The sequence below is a fragment of the uncultured Leifsonia sp. genome, assembly GCF_945957465.1.
Lineage (GTDB): Bacteria > Actinomycetota > Actinomycetes > Actinomycetales > Microbacteriaceae > Leifsonia.
In genome coordinates this window covers 24136-43999 of record NZ_CAMFLC010000026.1, presented here as the reverse complement: position 1 = coordinate 43999, position 19864 = coordinate 24136, and the positions used below count along the sequence as shown (strand labels likewise).

16 protein-coding genes are annotated in these 19864 nt (G+C 72.1%); 4 read left to right on the top strand and 12 right to left on the bottom strand.

What is annotated here, in order from left to right; translation table 11 throughout:
* Position 1 precedes the first annotated feature (1 nt).
* A complete protein-coding gene (locus Q0Q23_RS12545) occupies positions 2-1591 on the top strand; it encodes a polysaccharide biosynthesis tyrosine autokinase (protein WP_295124146.1) in 1590 nt (529 codons plus the stop codon).
* Positions 1592-1673: 82 nt separating this feature from the next.
* Here the strand turns inward: Q0Q23_RS12545 and Q0Q23_RS12540 are convergent, their stop codons facing one another.
* From Q0Q23_RS12540 to Q0Q23_RS12530, 3 genes are read right to left on the bottom strand one after another with little or no spacing between them, the layout of a single operon-like run.
* Positions 1674-2948, bottom strand: a complete 1275-nt coding sequence (locus Q0Q23_RS12540) for an O-antigen ligase (RefSeq protein ID WP_295124143.1) — start codon at positions 2946-2948, stop codon at positions 1674-1676.
* Positions 2945-4024 carry a glycosyltransferase gene (locus tag Q0Q23_RS12535; protein WP_295124140.1) on the bottom strand — a complete coding sequence of 360 codons (1080 nt, stop codon included), beginning with the start codon at positions 4022-4024 and terminating at the stop codon, positions 2945-2947. The genes Q0Q23_RS12540 and Q0Q23_RS12535 overlap by 4 nt, the downstream gene beginning before the upstream one ends.
* A 1-nt stretch (position 4025) precedes the next feature.
* Complete coding sequence (locus tag Q0Q23_RS12530) at positions 4026-4199, bottom strand: hypothetical protein (protein ID WP_295124137.1); 174 nt, start codon at positions 4197-4199, stop codon at positions 4026-4028.
* Between the two features lie 187 nt (positions 4200-4386).
* Here Q0Q23_RS12530 and Q0Q23_RS12525 point away from each other — a divergent pair, with 187 nt between their 5' ends.
* Positions 4387-6504 carry an ATP-dependent DNA helicase RecQ gene (locus Q0Q23_RS12525; protein WP_295124134.1) on the top strand — a complete coding sequence of 706 codons (2118 nt, stop codon included), beginning with the start codon at positions 4387-4389 and terminating at the stop codon, positions 6502-6504.
* Positions 6505-6516: 12 nt separating this feature from the next.
* On the opposite strand, the gene Q0Q23_RS12520 is transcribed toward Q0Q23_RS12525, so the two are convergent.
* Genes Q0Q23_RS12520 through Q0Q23_RS12505 form a run of 4 tightly spaced genes read right to left on the bottom strand, consistent with a single transcriptional unit; the run spans position 6517 to position 9313 of the window.
* Positions 6517-7239, bottom strand: a complete 723-nt coding sequence (locus Q0Q23_RS12520) for a hypothetical protein (RefSeq protein ID WP_295124131.1) — start codon at positions 7237-7239, stop codon at positions 6517-6519.
* A 57-nt stretch (positions 7240-7296) separates the two neighbouring features.
* Entirely contained in the window at positions 7297-8445 is a 1149-nt protein-coding gene (locus tag Q0Q23_RS12515) for a UDP-N-acetylmuramate dehydrogenase (RefSeq protein ID WP_295124128.1), read from the bottom strand.
* Positions 8442-8867 carry a MaoC family dehydratase gene (locus Q0Q23_RS12510; protein WP_295124125.1) on the bottom strand — a complete coding sequence of 142 codons (426 nt, stop codon included), beginning with the start codon at positions 8865-8867 and terminating at the stop codon, positions 8442-8444. The genes Q0Q23_RS12515 and Q0Q23_RS12510 overlap by 4 nt, the downstream gene beginning before the upstream one ends.
* Positions 8867-9313, bottom strand: a complete 447-nt coding sequence (locus tag Q0Q23_RS12505; protein ID WP_295124122.1) for a MaoC family dehydratase N-terminal domain-containing protein — start codon at positions 9311-9313, stop codon at positions 8867-8869. The genes Q0Q23_RS12510 and Q0Q23_RS12505 overlap by 1 nt, the downstream gene beginning before the upstream one ends.
* 422 nt (positions 9314-9735) lie before the next feature.
* On the opposite strand from Q0Q23_RS12505, the gene Q0Q23_RS12500 reads away from it, so the two are divergent.
* The gene (locus Q0Q23_RS12500) at positions 9736-10659 is read left to right on the top strand and encodes a Ppx/GppA phosphatase family protein (protein WP_295124119.1); all 924 of its coding nucleotides are present in this window, start codon (positions 9736-9738) and stop codon (positions 10657-10659) included.
* Positions 10660-10749: 90 nt separating this feature from the next.
* On the opposite strand, the gene Q0Q23_RS12495 is transcribed toward Q0Q23_RS12500, so the two are convergent.
* Positions 10750-11403 carry a TetR/AcrR family transcriptional regulator gene (locus Q0Q23_RS12495; protein WP_295124115.1) on the bottom strand — a complete coding sequence of 218 codons (654 nt, stop codon included), beginning with the start codon at positions 11401-11403 and terminating at the stop codon, positions 10750-10752.
* Between the two features lie 121 nt (positions 11404-11524).
* Here Q0Q23_RS12495 and Q0Q23_RS12490 point away from each other — a divergent pair, with 121 nt between their 5' ends.
* Positions 11525-12307 (top strand): DUF4386 domain-containing protein, encoded by a 783-nt coding sequence (locus Q0Q23_RS12490; protein ID WP_295124112.1) that lies wholly within the window; start codon positions 11525-11527, stop codon positions 12305-12307.
* Here Q0Q23_RS12490 and Q0Q23_RS12485 read toward each other — a convergent pair.
* From Q0Q23_RS12485 to Q0Q23_RS12470, 4 genes are read right to left on the bottom strand one after another with little or no spacing between them, the layout of a single operon-like run.
* Positions 12289-13044, bottom strand: a complete 756-nt coding sequence (locus Q0Q23_RS12485; protein ID WP_295124109.1) for an ABC transporter ATP-binding protein — start codon at positions 13042-13044, stop codon at positions 12289-12291. The two genes, Q0Q23_RS12490 and Q0Q23_RS12485, sit on opposite strands and share 19 nt — an antisense overlap.
* Positions 13031-13966: an ABC transporter ATP-binding protein gene (locus Q0Q23_RS12480; protein WP_295124106.1), complete on the bottom strand. Its 936-nt coding sequence runs from the start codon at positions 13964-13966 to the stop codon at positions 13031-13033. The genes Q0Q23_RS12485 and Q0Q23_RS12480 overlap by 14 nt, the downstream gene beginning before the upstream one ends.
* A 5-nt stretch (positions 13967-13971) precedes the next feature.
* A complete protein-coding gene (locus Q0Q23_RS12475) occupies positions 13972-16779 on the bottom strand; it encodes an FtsX-like permease family protein (RefSeq protein WP_295124102.1) in 2808 nt (935 codons plus the stop codon).
* Positions 16776-19823 carry a hypothetical protein gene (locus Q0Q23_RS12470; RefSeq protein WP_295124099.1) on the bottom strand — a complete coding sequence of 1016 codons (3048 nt, stop codon included), beginning with the start codon at positions 19821-19823 and terminating at the stop codon, positions 16776-16778. The genes Q0Q23_RS12475 and Q0Q23_RS12470 overlap by 4 nt, the downstream gene beginning before the upstream one ends.
* Positions 19824-19864 lie beyond the last annotated feature (41 nt).

The following is a 19864-nucleotide window of genomic DNA, read 5'->3' as shown; positions in this document are numbered from 1 at the left end:
GATGACTTCGCAGACCGACACCGCTGAGTCTCGCGGACGGGGGCGCGATCTGCGCGACCTCGTCCAGATGATCCGGCGATACTGGCTCGGCGAGGTAGCCATCGTCCTCCTGACGATCGCGGCGGTGGCGCTGTTCACGGCGGTGCAGCCCAGGGCGTATCAGTCGACGGCGACCGGGCTGACCCAGGCGGCGACCGGTGAGAGCCTGTCGATGGCGATGGCCGGCGAGAGCCTCGCCAAGTCGCGAGCGGAGTCCTACGTGCGCCTCGCGACATCGGACGTCGTGGCGAAGCGGGCTCAGAAGGCCCTCGGCACCGACCGATCCATCGGAAGCCTGCTCGGCAGCGTACGAGCGGTCCTCCCGCCCGACACGGCCGTGATCGAGATCACGGCCACGTCCAATACCGCCGAGGGTGCGGCGAAGCTCGCGAACGCCTGGATCGCCGCACTGGCGGAACAGGTGAAGGAGCTCGAGACCCCGCAGGGGGCGGTCGCGGAGCCCGCGATCTCGTTCGTGCCGCTCGCATCCGCGCGCGCACCGTACCTGCCGTCGTCGCCCAATGTGCAGACAGCGCTCATCCTGGCTGTGCTCGCCAGTGTCGCGCTCGCCTTTGTCTACGCCCTGCTCCGAGCTCATTTCGACCGCCGGGTGCGAACGGTGGAGCAGATCGAGCGCCTGCTCGACTCTCCGGTGATCGGCACGATCCCGGCCAGCCCGATCCTCGGTGACCGCCAGCGCGTCATCGAACACGAATCGGGCGCGGACGCGGCCGAGCTGTTCACGATCGCCGAGGCGCTTCGCGAGCTCCGCACGAACTTGAGCTACATCGACGTCGACCATCCGCCCAGGGTCATCGTCGTCACGAGCACGATCCCCGGAGAGGGGAAGTCGACGCTGACCGCGAACCTGGCCGACGCGATCGCGTCCGCCGGCGCCAATGTGGTGGTGATCGATTGCGACCTCCGGCGCCCCGTGCAGTCCTCGCTCTTCTCCTTGCGTGGCGGCGTCGGGCTCACAGACGTCTTGAGCGGACGGGTCCCGCTCAACGATGCGCTCCAGGCGCCCTCGGGCAACGCGCATCTCCGCGTCCTGTCCTCCGGTCGCGTTCCGCCGAATCCGAGCGAGCTGCTGGGTTCACGCACGATGAAGGAACTCGTGAGCGCCCTGTCGGAGGTGGCGACCGTGATCCTCGACGCACCACCCTTGCTGTCGGTCACCGACGCGGCCATCCTCGGGACCATCGCGGACGGCATTCTGATCACGGTCGGCGCCCGGCAGGTCACCGGCGAGCAGCTGGACAAGGCCTACCGCTCGGTGACACGCGTCAACGGCAAGGTCCTCGGCGCCGTGCTCAACAAGATCCCGCCGAAGGGCGTCGATTCGCACGATTACGGCTATTACCGCACCGATTACTACATCTCCGACGAGGCCACGAGCAACGACTCGCACGCTGCGGCACCCGTCGAGGCGATGGATCCGGGAAGCGCAGAGGGACGTGCCGAGGAGACCGATCACGACGACGCGGCCGCGCCCGGCCAGGATGCACCGCGGTCGATCCGCTCGCGCAAGGAGCTCCGCAGCGGGCGCTAAGAGGAAAGCCGTCGAAGCACGCGCCGAGGCGCATTCCGAACGTCCCGGTCAGCACGACCGGGCCGTTCCGTTTCGTCGAGCCTCATGACCTCATGCGTGGGGTGGCGGACACCAACGCCTGACGCGAGATCACGAGTCCGTCAACGGTGCGGTCGGAGCGCGGCATCGCCATGAACATGCACGTGAACGCGCCGATGTTGAACCACGTCCACAAGTCGAACGAGAAATACATGGCGAAGACCATCGCCAGGATCGCACGACCCGTGCGGTCGGCGAGCGCAGCTGTCACGACGGAGAGTGCGAGGAGTGCGCTGAGGCCGACGATCCCCATCGTCCCGAGCGCATACACGAGCATGTTGTCGACGGTCCGCATGTAGATCTGGTGCATGAGGTGACGGTCGTAGAGTTGCCCCGCACTTCCGAAGCCGTTGCCGAACCACACCTCGAGGGGCGGACGCTTATCCAGCAGAGCGGGCACCGACTCGAGGCCGCCGAGGCGGTGGGAGAAGGAGCCGGATTGAAACAGTTCTGTCATCACCCTGGCGATGCCGACGTCGATGTTGATCAGAAGGACCCCGATCGCAGCGAGGACCACGACCGACCGCAACCAGCGGGCCAGCGAGGCACTCAGCGCGATGTGTACGAGCAGCCCGATGGCGATCGAGAAGACAGCACTGCGCGTACCGGAGAACGCGAGTCCCGTGACCGCGATGCTCAGGTTGATCAGCCGCCATTTCTGTGACCACCCACCCGGGTTCGACCACGCGATGAGGAGCGAGAACCCGCAGAAGACGGCGAAGGGGATGGGGTGGCCGAACGTGCCTTGCGTGCGGATGAGTTCGTTGTTGACGAACGGATTGTCGCGCGCACCGCCGACGTAGCCCCAGATCGGTTCGGGCAGGACAGTGAGTTCGAGGCCGGCCAGCGCGACCTGGAACGCGGCGGTGGCCGCGATGAACGCATAGACGATCCGGAGCTCTGTCGGATCGACGGTCGATACGACCCACGCGAGGAGGCCCGCCAGGCCGAAGTACATCACCGCGAACGCGAGCGGCCAGCTGCCCGTCAGCACGATGCCGAGCGAGATGTAGCCGAGCCATGCGCTGACGGCCCAGTACCGGACCCCGCCGGAACGGGCCGCGCGCGCGCGGATGAGAGCCAGGACCAGAACGGAGATCGCGACCAGTCCGCTCGTCTGCCAGACAGCCGGGGGCGCGCCGCCCTGGAAGCCGAACGCGATGACGAAGATGGCGATCCCCACGGCTACGCCCCGGATCAACCGCGGGGGCACCAGGAGCATGAGCGCGACGGCGCCGAGAAGGCCCCCCGCGAGAGAGACCAGCAAGACGGGGTTCACGACCGTCGCGCCGGGTCGCAGAGGCGGCGGTAGGCCGCAAGAACCGGTCCGAACACGCGCTCGGGCGAGGCCTCCGCGTCGACCCAGCGCTTCGCGGCATCGATCGCTCTCATCCGCTCCTCGTCGTTCTCGAAGAGGTGGCCGATCGTCGCCGCGAACTGTGCGTCCGAGGCGTCGTCGGCGACTTCGAAGCCGCGTCCGCCGGCGAGCAGACCGTTCGAGGCCGACACGGTCGCCACGACGGGGCGGCGTCGATCGAATGCCTCCAGCACCGCCAGCGAGGTGCCCTCCCACCGTGAGGTCATGACCAGGCAATGCGCCTCGTCGAGTCGGGCTGAGATGTCGTCGACGTGGCCGATGAAGTGGATGGGCGCTCCGAGCTCGCGCGCCAGCCGTCGCGCGGAGGCGCTCAGCTCACCGTCGCCGGCCCAGGTCGCCTCCACAGCGACGTCGCGAGAGAGCCGCGCGATGACGCGCACGAAGCGGAGGGGATCCTTCTGCTCGGTCAAACGTCCGATCGCGAGCACGCGGAGCGTCGATGTGGTGTCGTTCGGGGCCGACGGCGCTCCCGCCTGCCGCTGTGCCGGTGCGTTCCCCACGATCTGCACGAGTTCGCGGGGCCGGCCTGCTTCGTTCACGACCATATCGGCGACGGCCGGCCCGACGGCGAAGATCGTTCGGCTCCGGAAGGAGAGCGCGCGCGGGCGAACGCTCGGGAGACGCGTATGCGCATGCTCGACGACGGGGATGCCCAGTGCCCGGCCCACGAGAAGCGCCTGCAGCGCTTCTCGACGCTGGTGGGCGTGAAGAACGTGAGGGCGGACCTCCCGGGTCGCTGCCAGGAGCTCTTTCGTCTGGCCGAGGAAGCCGCTGCGTGCTGCGGGGATGAAGCGTACGGAGCGCTCCAGCAGGTCGACGGCGCTCCCCCGCTCGCCGAAGACGGTGACGTCGATCCCGTTCTGGCGCGCGAGCCAGTTGGAGAGATCGACGACGACCTGTTGCGCGCCCCCCTGCCCCAGGTTGTCGACCACGTGCATCACACGGAGCGGGTCGTCAGCGGCGGATGCCGACGCCATCTCAGTTGGGGTCGATGACCTGGACGTCGCCGAGAGCGTTGCGGGCCTTGTCGAGGGCCTCGCCGATGTTGCGCGCGTCCATGACGACGACGGCGGCGGTGCCGTTCGGAAGGCGGAGCCGGAGCTCGAAGGGTCGGAGCGCGGAGTGCGGGTGGGTGCGGGTAGTAGTGGACACGGTGGAACTGTAGGTGCCGGAACCCATGCACGGCCCGCCGTTCTCCGCCGATCCGCGGATCGCTGCGGGCATTTCATCCTGACCGTCACCCACGGCGGCTTTCCCTCACAAGCGCTTTCGCGTGGGAGTCATCCACAGATCGGGCCATGGGCCGCTCTCCGTCGGTCGCTTCTGAAACGATGGCTGCATGAGCACCACCGACACCGCGTCCGAGACCACCCGCGACCGAGCCCTGTCCCGCCTCCGCGCTCTCGTCGGTCGCCCGGGGGCCGAGTTCCACGACGGCCAGTTCGAGGCCATCGAGGCGCTCGTCGACGACCGCAGCAAGGCGCTCGTCGTGCAGCGGACCGGGTGGGGCAAGTCCGCGGTCTACTTCGTCGCGACGATGCTGCTGCGCGAGCGCGGAGCCGGCCCGACCATCCTGGTCTCACCGCTGCTCGCACTGATGCGCGACCAGGTGGAGGCCGCCGGGCGCGCAGGCGTGCGGGCACTGTCGATCAACTCCGCGAACCGCCACGAGTGGGACGACGTGGTCGCCCGGCTCGACGACGACACGGTCGACGTGCTCCTGGTCTCGCCCGAGCGGCTGAACAACCCCGACTTCCGCGATCAGCAGCTGCCCGCGCTCGTGGATCGGTGCGGGCTCCTCGTCATCGACGAGGCGCACTGCATCTCCGATTGGGGCCACGACTTCCGGCCCGACTACCGGCGCCTGCGTGAGCTGGTGCGCGCTCTGCCCGACGGCGTGCCCGTGCTCGCGACGACGGCCACGGCCAACCGGCGGGTGGTCGCCGACGTCGAGGAACAGTTGGGCGGCACGGCGGGCGCCGGTTCCGTGCGGACGATCAGAGGGCCGCTGGCGCGGCGGTCGCTACGACTCGGCGTGCTCACGCTCGACGACGCCACCGCCCGGCTCGCCTGGCTCGCCGGCCACCTCACCGACCTCGACGGCAGCGGCATCGTCTACACGCTGACGGTGTCGGCGGCCGACGACACCGCTCGCGTCCTGCGACAGGCCGGGCACGACGTCGCGTCGTACACCGGGCAGACCGACCCGGCCGAGCGGGAGGAGCTCGAAGGGCGCCTCAAACGGAATGAGATCAAAGCCCTCGTGGCCACGAGCGCCCTGGGCATGGGGTTCAACAAGCCCGACCTGGGATTCGTGGTGCATCTGGGCGCGCCCTCGTCGCCGGTCGCCTACTATCAGCAGGTGGGACGCGCCGGCCGCGCCACCGAGACGGCGGACGTGCTCCTGCTTCCCGGGCCGGAGGACCGCGCGATCTGGCACTACTTCGCCACCGCCGCCATGCCGACGGAGGAGAAGGCGTCGGCGTTGCTCGGCGCCCTCAGCGAACACGCGCAGTCGACGCGGGTCCTCGAGAGCCGCGTCGATCTGCGGGCGTCCACGCTCGAACTCCTGCTCAAAGTGCTCGACGTGGACGGCGCTGTGCGCCGCGTGCCCGGCGGCTGGATCGCGACCGGGAGGCCCTGGACGTACGACCGCGAAAGATACGAGCGCATCGCCGCGGCGCGCGAGGCCGAGCAGGCTGCGATGATCGAGTACGAGCGCACTCCGGGCTGCCGGATGGAGTTCCTGCAGCGTCAGCTCGACGATCCGGACGCCGGGCCGTGCGGACGATGCGACCGGTGCGCGGGCGTGTGGTATCCGAGCGACGTGAGGGCCGACGCGGCGGACGCGATCGCCTCGGAGCTCGATCGCGCCGGCGTCCCGGTCGAATCCCGCAAGCTCTGGCCCACCGGCGCAGACGCCGTCGGCGTACCGGTCCGCGGCAGAATCGCGCCGGACGAACAGGTGGAGACCGGGCGGGTTCTCGCCCGAATGACCGACCTGGGCTGGGGTGGGCGGCTCCGCGGTCTGCTGGCGCCGGAGGCGCCGGACGCGGAGTGCCCGCCCGAGGTGCTGAGGGCGTGCGTCCAGGTGCTCGCGCAATGGGACTGGGCACAGCGGCCGAACGCGGTGGTCGCGCTCCCGTCACGGAGCCGGCCGCTCTTCACGGAGAGCCTTGCACGCGGGCTGGCCGAGATCGGCCGGCTGCCCTACCTCGGGGCTCTGAGCCTCCGGCGCGGCGGTCCCTCGGGAAGCCCCGGTGGCAACAGCACCTACCGGCTGGCGGGGGTGTGGGATCGCTTCGATGCCGGCGCGGTCGACGTTCCGCCCAGGGCACGCGTGCTGCTCGTGGACGACCTGATCGACAGTCGGTGGACGATCACGGTCGCCGGGCGCGAGCTGAGGCGAGCGGGAGCCGATTCCGTGCTGCCGTTCGCCGCCGCCCTTCGGGCGTGACCGACGGCACGATCAGATGAAGCCGCCGAAGTCGCCACCACCGAAGTCGCCACCACCGAAGTCGCCGAATCCCCCGGATCCGATGTCCCCGCCAGAACCGCTGTCACCGCCCGTGCCTCCGTCCCAGCCCGTGCCTCCGTCCCAGCCGGAACCGCCGTCGCCCGGGACCGCGCCGTCCGCAGCGGTATCGGCCGCTCCGCCATCGGTGGGGGTCTGCTCCAAGCCCGGTGCGGGCAGGAAAGCGCTGACGAGGCTGGAGGCGATGACGTAGCCTGCCACGCTTCCGAGGAGCGAGCTCGCGAACATCCCGCCGAAGCCCATGCCGCCGGTGCCCATGCCGCCGGTGCCCATGCCGCTGGTACGACCGCCGAGCGAGCCCTCGAGGGTTCCCGGTTGGCGGAGCTCGGAGCGGGTGGCTGCCTGAGCGAGCGAGCGCGGGTCGTCGGCTCGCGGCTGCTCGCCCGACGGCGCGTTCGCGCTGAGCTGCTCGAAGACGAGCCGACGCTGCTGCGGTGTCAGCGCGGCGAAAGCCTCCTCGTGCACCTGCTCGATGGTTTCGGGCGGCGCGGTGCGCAGGAGGTAGCGATAGCGCTCCACTGCGATCTCATCGTCGGTACGCTGCGCGGACGGCGTGCCCGGCGTGCGCGGCGACGCCGGAGCCTGCGCGGGCGGGTGCTGCTGAGCGCGTTGATCCTGCGGCTCGTCGCGGCCCAGGAGGCGATCGAGGAATCCCATGGGGCACAGCCTAGGAACCGAGCGTGAGAGTCCTCTCAGAGAAGTCCATCAGCTCGCCTACAGAGAGAGCCCCACCAGCACCGGTTCCGGGCGCAGCAGCACTCCGAACTCGGACTGCACGCGCGCCTGGATGAACGAGGCCAACTGCACGACGTCTGCGGCGCTGGCTCCGCCACGGTTGACGATCGCGAGCGTGTGCTTCGACGAGATCGCCGCTCCGGAGCCCGGGAGCGCGAAGCCGCGGCGGATGCCGGCGTTCTCGATCAACCACGCGGCCGACAGCTTGACGTCGTACGGTCCGTCGGCCAGCGGCGGGATATCGAGAGGGTGCACGCCGTCCGCAGGGAGGCCGATCACGACATCCGGCTCGGGAGGGGTGACCGGCCAGCGCGGCGCGTTCGCGGGGAGGCTGCGCGCGAACGACTCGGAGACGATCGGATTCGTGAAGAAGCTGCCCGAGCTGACGGAATCCGGGTCGTCCGGGTCCAGCACCATGCCCTTCGAAGCCCGTAGGGCGAGAACCGCCCGGCGGAGTTCCGCGACCGGCACGCGCGAGCCGAGCGAGACGCCGAGCGAGTCGGCCAACTGCGCATAGGCGACCGGCGCGCTGAGCGGCGCCCCCACGGCGCCAGGCACCGTGTTGTCCGACAGCTCCAGGTCCACCGCGAGCACGACGCCCGGCCGGCCGCGTTTGAGCGCGGACGTGCGATAGCCGAGCTCCAGCTCGGAGCGCGACACCCACGTCACCTCGCCCGTCGCCGCGTCGAGGAACTCGACGCCGACCAGCGCGGCCTCCAGTTCCTGCCCGTACGCCCCGATGTTCTGGACCGGCGCGGCGCCCGTCGAACCCGGGATGCCCGAGAGCGCCTCGATGCCCGACCATCCGTTCCGAACAGTCAGAGCGACGAGCTCGTCCCACGGCTCGCCCGCCTGTGCGCGGAGCCGCACCCGCCCCTCGGGAGCGTCGAGGCGTTCGATGCCGTGCGTCACCACGTGGATGACCGTGCCCTCGAACCCGTCGTCGCTCGCGACGGTGTTCGAGCCGCCGCCGAGGAGGAGCCACTCCTCTCCGGTCGCCCAGATGTCCCGTACGGCCGCGATGAGCGCTGCGGTGTCCGAGGGAGCCACCAGGTTCTCCGGAACGCCCCCCACCCGCATCGTCGTGAGCTCCGCGAGCGCGGGGATGCCGGTCGTCGCCTCCGTCATGCGAGCGAGACGCGGACCTGCGCCTTGCCGAGGACGGTCTCGGCATTGAACGTCGTCGTGAGGTCGATGCGCGCCACTCGGGCCTCCGCATCGAGCTGACCGACCGTGGCCGTGACCTGCACGCTCGCGCCGCTCACCGGGTCGACGACGACGGGACGTGTGAAGCGCACCTGGTAGTCGACGACGCGAGCGGGGTCGCCCGCCCAGTCGACGACCGGCTGCACCGACAGCCCCATCGTGAGCATGCCGTGCGCGATGACACCGGGGAGACCGACCGATGTGGCGACGTCATCGCGGTAGTGGATCGGATTGAAGTCGCCGGACGCACCCGCGTAGCGGACCAGCGCATCCCTGCTGAGTTCGAAGGTGCGCTCGGCGACGATGTCGCCGACGGCGAGGGACTCGAAATCGGGTGCGGGCATCACTCGTCTCCTCGAACGACCAGGGTGGACACGGTCGTGACGACGTGCTCGCCGGAATCGTCGACGATGACGGTCTCGGCGGTGACCATCGAGTGCGCGCCGAGCGACTTGACCGAGGTCACGGTGAGCGTCGCGGTGAGCTCGTCGCCTGCGACGACCGGCCGGGTGAAAGTGAACCGCTGATCGCCGTGGACGACGCGGCTGAAGTCGATGCCCGCCTCCGGGTCGGCGAGCAGCTGATCGAGGGTCAGCTGCTGCACCACGACCGCGAAGGTCGGAGGTGCGACGAGGTCGGCATGCCCGGCGGCCTGCGCGGCGGCCACATCGAAACTGATCGGATCCGTCGCGAGCACGGCCGCGGCGAACTCGCGCACCTTCTCACGACCGACGAGGTAGGGAGGGGTCGGCGGGAAACTGCGCCCGACGAGCTCTGGATTCACTGGCACCCGACGATTCTACGAACAGAAGAGCCCCGGCGCAGAAGCGCCGGGGCTCTCGAAGCTGTGTCAGCGGATTACTGGCAGCTGTCGCACTGCAGCAGATCCATCGGGTCGACGGGAACTGCGTAGCCGCCGACGGTGTCGTTTTCGTAGTCCATGATGGCCTCCCCGATTCACTAGAACTGAAGTCTGTTTCGCCGCGTGTCTCGCGGTGTTTACCCACTATATAACCCGAATGACACGATTGTCATTCCACTACATGTAGTGTTTTCGGGATTTTTTCGCCCCGGTGCCGTCTGCCTGCGAGATTACGCGGAACCACCGACATCGCCCCCTCCGAAAGGGGGGAATCGGCACGGCGTGTCGCGTCGTCGGCCGGCGTGTCACGGCGTGTCGGCGGCCGACGCGCCGGCCGCTACTCTCTGACTATGCGACTCGGAGTCCTCGACGTGGGATCGAACACCATCCATCTGCTCGTCGTCGATGCGCACCCCGGCGCCCGGCCGCTTCCCGCGGCGACGCACAAGTCGGTGCTGCGCCTGATGCGCTACATCACCGACGACGGGTCGATCAGCGCCGAGGGCGAGGCTGCGATCCTGGAGGCCATCCGATCGGCCGTCGAGGTCGGCGAGGCCGAGGGGATCGACGAGCTGCTGCCGTTCGCCACATCCGCCATCCGCGAGGCCGCGAACGGACCGGCGATCCTGGAGCGCATCCGCGAGGAGACCGGCGTCGAACTGCAGGTGCTCTCGGGGGCGGACGAGGCGCGGCTGACGTTCCTCGCCGTCCGGCGCTGGTCGGGATGGTCGTCCGGCTCGCTGCTGCTGCTGGACATCGGGGGCGGCTCGCTCGAGATCGCGTCGGGCGCCGACGAGTACCCCGACACCGCGGTGTCCCTCCCGCTCGGGGCGGGACGCAGCACGATCGGCTTCCTGCACGACGATCCGCCGACGGACGAACAGCTCGCCGCCTTGCGCGACCACGCCAGGACGACCCTCGCCCAGGCCGTCGAGCAGTTCACCGGTCGCGGTCGCGAGCACGTCATCGGGACCTCCAAGACGATCCGGTCGCTCGCGCGACTGGCCGGCTCGACGACGCCCGGCCCCGGAGGCACGGAGCGCAGCCTCCTGCGCCGGTCGGAGCTGGCGGATTGGGTGCCGCGCCTGGCGCAGCTCCCCGCCGAGGCGCGTACCGCGCTGCCGGGGATCACCGCCGACCGCACCTTCCAGATCGTCGCGGGCGGCGTCGTGCTCCGCGAGGCCATGCGCGCGCTCGACGTCGCCGAGCTCGAGGTGTGCCCGTGGGCGCTGCGCGAGGGAATCATCCTGCGCTACCTCGACCACCTGGACTGAGGGAAGACATCCGCCGCGATATTCGTCACGAATGTCGCGATTCGTGCCACGAATGTCGTGATTCGTCACGAATGTCGGAGGTAGCCGGCGTCAAGGCCAGCGACGCTCCACGCCGTCGAGGATGAGGTCGAGGCCGGTGGCGAATTCCTCGTCGTAGTCGTAGCCGGCCCGCGCGAGCTCGGCCACGACCTCCAGCAGGTACGGGAAACGCTGCGCCAGCTCGGGAGGGACGGATCGCTCCTTCTCAGCCGCGACCGCGCCCGACTCCGCTGCGCTGTCGAACGGGAGCGTCTTCTCTTGCAGGGCGAACCCGTAGACGTAGGCGTCGAGCACCGATGTGACGTGCACGGTGGTGCGGAACGGGAAGCCGGCCTCGCGCAGGCAGCCCATCATCGCGTCGTGGGCGGCGAGGTTGGCCGGGCCCGGGCTCATCCGCGACTCCAGCAGGCCGACGGCCCAGGGATGCCGGAGGAGCGCCGAGCGCAGCGACACCGCCCTCGCGCGCATCGCCGCACGCCAGGTCGGGCCGGTGGGCGGCTCGACCTCCGCCCAGACCCGGTCGACCATCCCGTCGACGAGCTCGTCCTTGCTGGCGACGTGCTTGTACAGGGCCATCGGCACCACGCCGAGCTCGGCCGCGAGCGACCGCATCGTGAGCGAGTCGAGTCCCGCGGCGTCGGCGCGTTCGAGCGCTCGCTGCAGGACGGCGTCGCGGGTCAGGCGCGGACGGGTCCCCTCCGGCATGCTGTCTCCCTCCGGGCGCACACGCGGCGCCATTCGGTCTTGACAAGGTGTACGCCGTACACCTATCGTTCAGGTGTACGGCGTACACCATCCTAGTCGCGTCCTTCGAATCGAGACCGTCATGCCCACGGAACCCGCATCCACCGAACCCGCATCCACAGAACCCGCCTCAGCCGACCGCCACCGCGTCCTCACGGCCGGCGTGCTCTTCCTGGTCACGTTCGTCTCCGCCATCGCCGGGGTGCAGCTCTACGCCCCGGTGCTCGACGGCCCCGGCTACGTCCTGGGCGCGGGAGCCGACACGCAGGTCGTCCTGGGCGTGCTCTGCGAAGTCGTGCTGATCGTCGCCAACGTGGGCACGGCACTCGCGCTCTACCCGTTGCTCCGCCGCCGCACCGAGGGGCTCGCGCTCGGCTACGTCGTGGCGCGCGTCATCGAGTGCGTCTTCATCGCCGTGGGAATGCTCTGCGTGCTGACCGTCGTGACCCTGCGCCTCCACGCCGGCGAACTCGCCGCGTCCGGCGCCGGCCCCGACGTCGTGAGCGTGTCGGCACAGACGCTGGTCGCCCTGCGCAACTGGACCTTCCTGCTCGGCCCCGGCTTCGTCGCCGGCCTCGGCAACGGTGTTCTGCTGGGCTGGCTGCTGCTGCGGGCAGGGCTGGTGCCCCGCGCCCTGGCGGTCGTGGGAATCGCCGGCGGCTCGCTGGTCGCACTGTCGGGCATCGGCGTGCTCTTCGGTCTGTGGAGCCAAGGATCGCCGGTCTCCGCGGTCGCGACCCTCCCGGAGATCGTGTGGGAGGCCTACCTGGGGATCGCCCTGACCTTCGTGACGCTCACGGCCGGGCAGCGCAGACGCGCCGCGAACCGGCTCGCCCGGAAAAGCCCTCAGCCCTCCGCCGCGTGACGGCCTCTCCGCGGCGCTCCGCCGCCGAGCCGGCCGTCGTGGAGTTCGAGCACGCGATCGGCCCTCGCCATCAGCAGCGGGTCGTGCGTCGTCACCACCGCCGCCACCCCGCTGCCGTGCACCAGCTCGACCAGGAGGTCCATGATCTGGCGCCCGGTGACGCTGTCGAGCTGACCGGTCGGTTCGTCGGCGAACAACAGCGGAGGGTCGGCCGCGAGAGCACGGGCGATTCCCACCCGCTGCTGCTGCCCTCCCGACAGCTCGGTCGGCCGCTGCTTCGCGTGGGCGGCGAGCCCCACCCTGTCGAGCAGCTCGGCGACGCGGGCGTCGCGGTCGGCGGACGGCGTACCCAGCAGCCGGAGCGGCACCTCCACGTTCTCGGCGGCCGACAGCACAGGGATGAGACCGAACGACTGGAACACGAAACCCACACTGCGCCGGCGCACCGCGACGAGAGCGGCCTCGTCGGCCGTCCCGACGTCCACGCCGTCGACGACCACGCGCCCGGACGTCGGGCGGTCGAGCCCGCCGAGCACATTGAGGAGCGTGGTCTTGCCGGAGCCCGAGCGCCCCGTGACCACGACGAGTTCGCCCGGGCGCACCTGGAGCGTCGCCTCGGCGAGGGCGATCACCGGACCCGCCGAGGTCTCGAACACCCGGCTCACTCCTTCGGCGACCAGCAGCGGCGTATCGTCCGCGGGGCCGGGCCGTTCGGCGAGAGCCTCAACGGTCGTCATCCGCGGCCTCCTTCTCGTGGTGCCCGTGCGGCCAGACGCCCACGTGGTCGGTCTCGAGCGCGAGGCGAACCCGCTCGCGCATCCCGAGCGAGGTGAGATACTCCTGGGGCAGCTGAAGCCGGCCGACCCGGTCGAGGACCGCGTACTCCTCCGCGATCATGTGCTCATCGCCCTCGGCGGTGACTCCCGCGCGGCGCAGGACCTCGGTCGCGGTGCGGCCGTCGCGGATCTGAACGGTGCGGGCGACGTGGTCCGACACCGTCGGATCGTGGGTGACGATCAGCGTCGTGACTCCGAGCTCGCGGTTGACCCCGCGCATGGCCTCCAGCACTTCGGCGCTGGTCGCCTCGTCGAGCTCTCCGGTCGGCTCGTCGGCGAGCAGCACGCGCGGCTCGTTGGCGAGCCCGACGGCGATGGCGACCCGCTGCTGCTCTCCGCCGGACATCTCCGACGGCGTGCGGTCGGCGCAGTGCCCGACCTCGAGGAGATCGAGCAGGTCGGCCGAGCGGCGCTCCCGGTCGGGGCTCCGGGCCAGCGACATGGCGAGCGCCAGGTTCTCGCGTGCGGTCAGGTAGCCGAGGAGGTTGCGGGACGTCTGCTGCCAGACGAAACCGACCGTGCGACGCCGATAGTCCACGCGCTCCCGTGACGACAGCGACAGGAGGTCGCGGCCGGCGACCGATACGGAGCCCGCTGTCGGCTTGTCGAGCCCCGACAGGATACCGAGGAGGGTGGACTTGCCCGACCCGGAGGCACCGACGATCGCGACCAGCTCGCCGCTGTCGACGCTGAGGGTGAGGCCCTGCAGTGCCTGCACCTCGACTCCGTCCGCGGTGAAGATCCGCACGAGGTCGGAGCAGCGGATGGCTGCATCGGCGCGTGCGGGACCGGGAGCGCTGTGCGCGGTCTCCTGCGTCGTCATCCTGGTCATTGTCCTCCTGTCGATGGCAGGTCTCCGGCGGCGCGCAGCACGGCGGTGGGCGACGAACGCCGAGCGCCCGCCAGCGCCACCACCGTCGCCACCGCCGCCACCGCTGCGAACCCGGCGAGCGCCGCGGAGGTCAGCCACGGGTCTCGGGCGACCGCCGGCTGCACGGGACTGCCGGTGAACCCGCGGAGATCGAGGGGTGCGAGCACGATCCAGGGCAGCAGCAGTCCGACGATCGCGCCGGCCAGCAAGCCGATGACGAGCACCGGGCCGAGCTCCCACGCCAGCACACCGGCGGTCTGGCGTGCGCTGAAGCCGACGGTGCGCAGCGTCGCGACCAGCCGGATCCGCGACGCGGTGTTCATCACCAGCGTGAGCACGAGCGCCGCGATGCACAGCAGGACGGTGAGGGCGATCGAGAGCAGCGCGATCGCCTCGGTGCCGGCGACCAGCGGCGAGGCGCGGAGGGCGGCGCGCTCGGCGACCGCATCACCCACGAGGGCGCCGGTGCCGCCGATCCGCGCCAGCTCGGCATGGACCCGCGAAGCGTCCGCGCCCGGGGCCAGCGCCACCAGCACCGTCTGCGGGGAGCCGGTGATCCCACTCGACGCCGGAAGCGTCGTGCGGTCGACGATGACCCACTGGGAGTCGCGCACGTACACGCCCGGAGCGAAGTCCAGCTGCGTCACGGCGAGGTGGACGTTGGTGCCCTCGCCGACGATGAGGGCGCTCGTGACCGGGATCCGGCTCTCCCAGCCCCCGAGCACCGCGCCCGTGCGACCCGGAAGGCCCCCGGTCAGGAGCGTCGAGAGCCGCGCGGCGACCGGCAGCCCGCGCTGCACGGCCGCCAGCTGCCGCGGATCGACGAGGTAGCCGGAGACGACCTCGCCCGTCCCACCCGCGGTGACGGCGATCCCGCCGGCCCAGTCGACGGTCGCGGTCGCCGCGACGCCGGGGATGCGCCCGACCTCGGCCAGCTGTTCGCGGCTCAGGGTGGAGGCCGCGGTCAGCGACAGATCCGAGCCGACCCGGGCGCGGGCGCCCTGGTCGAGGCCGTCGCGCGCCGTCGCCAGCACACTGACCGAGAACAGCGCGATGCTGACACCGGCGACCAGCGCGAACACCGGCCAGAGCACGGCGCCTCGGCCACCCCTCGTGCCGGTTCCGCGCGCGCCGGAGGCGCCGAGGAACGCGACCGCTCCGCGACCGCGGCGGAACACCCCGGCGAGCCAGCCGAGAGGGACGCCCGTCACCCGCAGCACGAGGACGCAGGCGGCCAGGGCGACGAGGACCGGAGTCAGCGCCGTCAGCGGATCGACCTCCAGGCCTCCGCCCGAGGCCGAGAGCCCGCGACGGGTCAGGAGCACGACACTGAGCACGGCGAGCCCCACCACGGTCACCTCGGCGACCCACAACCACCGCGACCGGGCGGTCGGCCCCGCGGCTCGCGGGGCGAGCGACCCGGCGGCGATCACCAGGGCCGCCGGCGGCGCCATTGCGCAGAGCAGAGCGAGCACGACAGGCAGCAGGACCGGAGTCGCTCCCGGCGTCAGGGCGAATGCCAGGACGAGGCCGACGAACGACGCCGGGACGGACGCCAGCGCGCCGTCGAGGGCGAGGCTTCCGCGCAGCCGCCCGGGGGACGCGCCGCGCGCCGCCATCAGGGCGAGCGCATCCCCGCGGCGCCCCACGACCAGCCGGGCCCCCAGCGCGAGCACCGTGAGCGCGACCACGAGCGGACCGGCCGCGAGGATCGCGAACAGCGTGTTCGCCGGTTGCGCGCGACTCTGGAAGTCGTCGAGCGGTCCGTGCAGGCTGGTGCTGACCGTGAGCGGCACCGGGACACCGCCGACGGACGCGACGGGAGGGAGCGCCAGGAAGCCGCCGAGCGCGCTGCGCACCGCCGGCAGGTCCGCCACCTCGAACGACGCCGGGACGACGGGGAACCACAGGGCCGCGACCGCGCCGTCGAACGCCGATGCGACCCGCGGCCAGGACGCCGGGTCGAGCCAGACCACGGCGCCGAACTGCTTGCCCGCGTCGCCCGCATCGACGAAGTGGCCCCGCGCGCGCACGGCGTCGAGGCTCCAGAAGTCGCTGTCGGGACTCTTCGGCGCCACGATTCCGACGAGCTTCAGCCGCAGCCCCGCCTCCGTGGCCGTGCGGCGTTCGGCGCCGACGCTCCAGCCGAACAGGTGCGCTGCGTCGCTGCTGAGCACGACCTCCACCACCGCGCCCTGCGCAGCCGTGGCGGAGACCGGGGCCGGCCACGACCCCTCGACGAGTCGTGCCTGCTCCCGCAGACCGCGGTACGCCTCAACACCGACGGTGAACCGGCTGTTCGCCGCGGCGCCGGCAGGCGGCTCGACGGCGACATCCGTGCTCCTCATCGCCGTGTCACCGGCGGCCACCACCTCCCTCAGCGGAGGCTTCAACCCCGCCCGCACCGAGGTGACGATGCCCGGGAGACCGCTCCAGACGGCGGCGGGATCGAGCACCGGACCCGAGGTGAAGCCACCGGTGCGGATCGCCGTCGTCAGGTCGCGGCCGCCGGCGCCCGCCTGTGCGAGTTCGTGCCGCAGTTCGGCAGTGAGCAGGCCGCTCGCCACCCGCGGCCAGGCGGCGAGGGCGACGGCGACGACGACGGTCACGAGGGCGAGCAGCAGCAGGCCGCCCCGGAAGGCCGTCACGGCGCGCAGGGCGAGACCGGCGTCGCTGAGACGGGAGGTCCGCCGCGATGCGGTGGCCGCCCCGCCCGGGCCGGGACCCGGCTCGCGGGCGGCTGCGCCACGGGAGCCGGCCGTCATCGGGTCTCCTCCCGGTACGCGGTGTCGGCGGCCTGGCGGCGCACACCCGCCCCGTAGCCCCAGACGACGATCGCGAGCGCCGCCACCAGCGCGACGACGCCGAGCGCCATCCCGAGCGGGTCGACGCGGCCCTGCACCGAGAGGGTGGTCGGCGCGGTGACGACCGAGAGCCGAGCGAGGGTGTTGCCGACCAGGAGCACCACCACGACACCGCCGAGGAGGCCGAAGAGACCGGCGGCGACGGCGACGCCGATGACCTCCAACCGGCGCGCCCGCGCCTGCTGACGACCCGAGAGCCCGATCGCTCGCAACACGACGACCTCGCCGCGCCGCCGCCCGAGCGCCGCGGTGACGGCCGCCACCACCGCCGCGACCGCCAGCAGCGCGCAGCCCGCGGCTCCCAGCCAGGTGCTGAGGACCGCCCCGGAGAGGAAGCGGGAGACGAACGCACCGGACGCGGTGGTCACCGTCGCGTCCGGGCCGACCTCCGCGCGCACCGCGCTCGCGACGGCCTGTTCCGTGCCGCCCTCGGCCGCCAGCCACACCGACGATGCGCGCGAAACCGAGGCCGACGTCCGCAACAACCGGCCGGTGAGGGCGGGCAGGTCGGCGAAGACCGCGCGCTCGGCCGAGGTGCCGGGCAGTGCGGGCACGATCGCTGCGACGCGTCCTTGCAGGTCGCCGACCGGGCTGCGCACCTCGATCTTCTGGCCCACCCGGAGCGCGTCGTCCTGTGCGAGCGCCGTCGTGACGGCGAGCGGGAGGTCCGAGCCGCCCGGCGGGACGAAGCGTATCGAGGCGTCCCCGTCGAGGGACCCTCCTCGCGCGGCGAGCGCGCCGTCGGGGCGGAACGCTCCGGCCTGGCCGAACGCCGCCGGCGCCGATACCCAGCGTTCCGCGCCGGCGGGCAGACCCGACACCCGCACGGCGAAGTCGGCTGCGCCGTCCGCCGCCTCCAGCTCCACGTCGAGCGCGACCAGCCGGTCGGCGCCGTCGGGGACGGGGAAGGTGATCGTCTCGGCCCGGAGCGAGCCGCTCACCGGCACCACCTCACCCTCCCGGGTGGCCAGCCAGGCTGTCGCGCCGGCGAGGCCGACCGTCCCCACCCCGGCGGTCACCGCCGCGGTGGCCGTCAGCTCGCGCGATCCCGGCGGCACCGTCGCGCCGGCGAGCGCCCCGCCCACCTGCACCCGCCGGGCCAGGTCGGCCGCGTCGAGCAGGTAACCCCCCACCGGCAGCAGCGTCGGCAGCGCACTGGCATCGGCGGCGACCACCACGACGTCGGAGTCACCGACCGTCCCGTCGTCGACGATAGCGGGCGACAGGGCCGTCACGCCGTGGACGGCGGCCAGACGCGCAGCGCCGGAGATGTCGTCCGGGCCGTGTGGAGAGCCGCTCACCCCGAGGTCGGCGCGCACGTCCGCGCCCGTCACGAGCAGGGCGGAGTCGCGCAGGAACCCGCCGAACGTCCCGGCGTAGCCTGCGGCGAAGGTGAGGGAGCCGACCGCGAGGACGATGAGCGCGACCGGCCCGGCGAACAGGGCGACACCGCGCCCCACCTGCCGCGCGGGCAGCACACCGCCGACGCCGCGACCGCGGCCCGCGACACGTTCCACGAGGGCCGCCGCCGGGCCGAACAACAGCAGCCCCACCAACGCGATCGCGCAGAGGACGGCCGCGGGTGCGACGACCCCCGTCGGATCGACCGCGTCCGAACCACCGCCCACCGCCGGGCCGAAGGCGACGAAGCGCCAGAGCGTGACGGCGGCGGCGATCACCGCCAGGACGGTGAGACCTCCCGACACGACCGTCCGGCTGCGGCCGGCCTCCACGGCCCCCGGCGAGTCGGAGGCCGCTCGGGCCGACACGACGGCAGTGAGCGTCGACGCCACGACGGCGACGACGACGGTCAGCGCGGGCGGCAGCAGCACGTCGAGCGCCTGCGCGGGCGGCGCGACCGCGGAAAGCAGCACGAGCTGGGCCGCGACGGTGCCCACCACGGCACCGAGCACCGCCACCACACCCGACTCGACGGCGGTCGCGCGGGCGAGCGCCGGGATGGTGAAGCCGCGCGAGCGCAACAGCCGGGTCTCGACGCGTCGGGCGCCCGCGAGCAACTGTGCGAGCAGCACGAGCGCGATCGCCGAGCAGACGGCCAGCACGGCGAGCGGAACCGGGATGACGGCGTGCAGCGCCACCACCGACCGCTGCATCGCCGCGACGGTCGCGACCGCGTCGCCCTGCGTGGAGAACGGGCTGCTGCCCGCTGCGGAGTCCCGGCTCAGCTCGTCGGCGGCGCCCGCGAGCGCTGCATGGAGGCGGGGCAGGTGCGCGGCCGACGTGCGCCGGCCGTCCGGGGTCACCACCCATCGACCGGTCAGCCCGTCGCTCGCCGCGATCGCGGTCGCGGCAACCACCACGACACGGCCGTCGGTGCCGCCCTGGCCGTCGGTGATGCCGAGCCAGGCGGGGGCCGACGCGTCGACCGGACGCCACACGCCGGTCACCTCGACCGGAACGGGCGCCGCGCCACCCTGCAACTGCACCCGGTCGCCGACGCGGATCGCGTGCGCGCGGGCGAACGCCTCATCGACGGCGGCCTCTCCGGTCGAGGCGGGCCAGCGGCCGGCAGAGACGACGACCCGGGAGCGGAGGGCGCCGTCGGCCACAAGGAGGAGGGCGGAGCCGCCTCCCGCGACAGCGACCTGCGGCGCGGAGAACGTGCCTGCGACGCTCACCGGCAGGTGGGAGAACCGGTGCTCGAGCGCCCGGCGCACCTCCGCGTCCTGCGCCTCGAGGTCCGACAGCGCCGAAGACTCGAGGGCCAGGGAGGTCACCGCCGCCGGCTCGTCGGCGAGCGTGGCGCGAACGGCGGCCGTCGGCGAACGGAAGGCCAGACCGGACATCGCGCCGGCGAGCGCGGCGACCACCACGATGACCAGCCCGGTCGCCACGAGGGTCCCGCTCTGCGCGCGGCTGCGCTGCAGCCAGAACGACCGCGGCCGGCGCACCCCCGGCGCCGCACGGCCCTCCCTCGCACGCATTCCCTCAACCTAGCGTGCGCGTGCGCAATCACCGCGCGCCG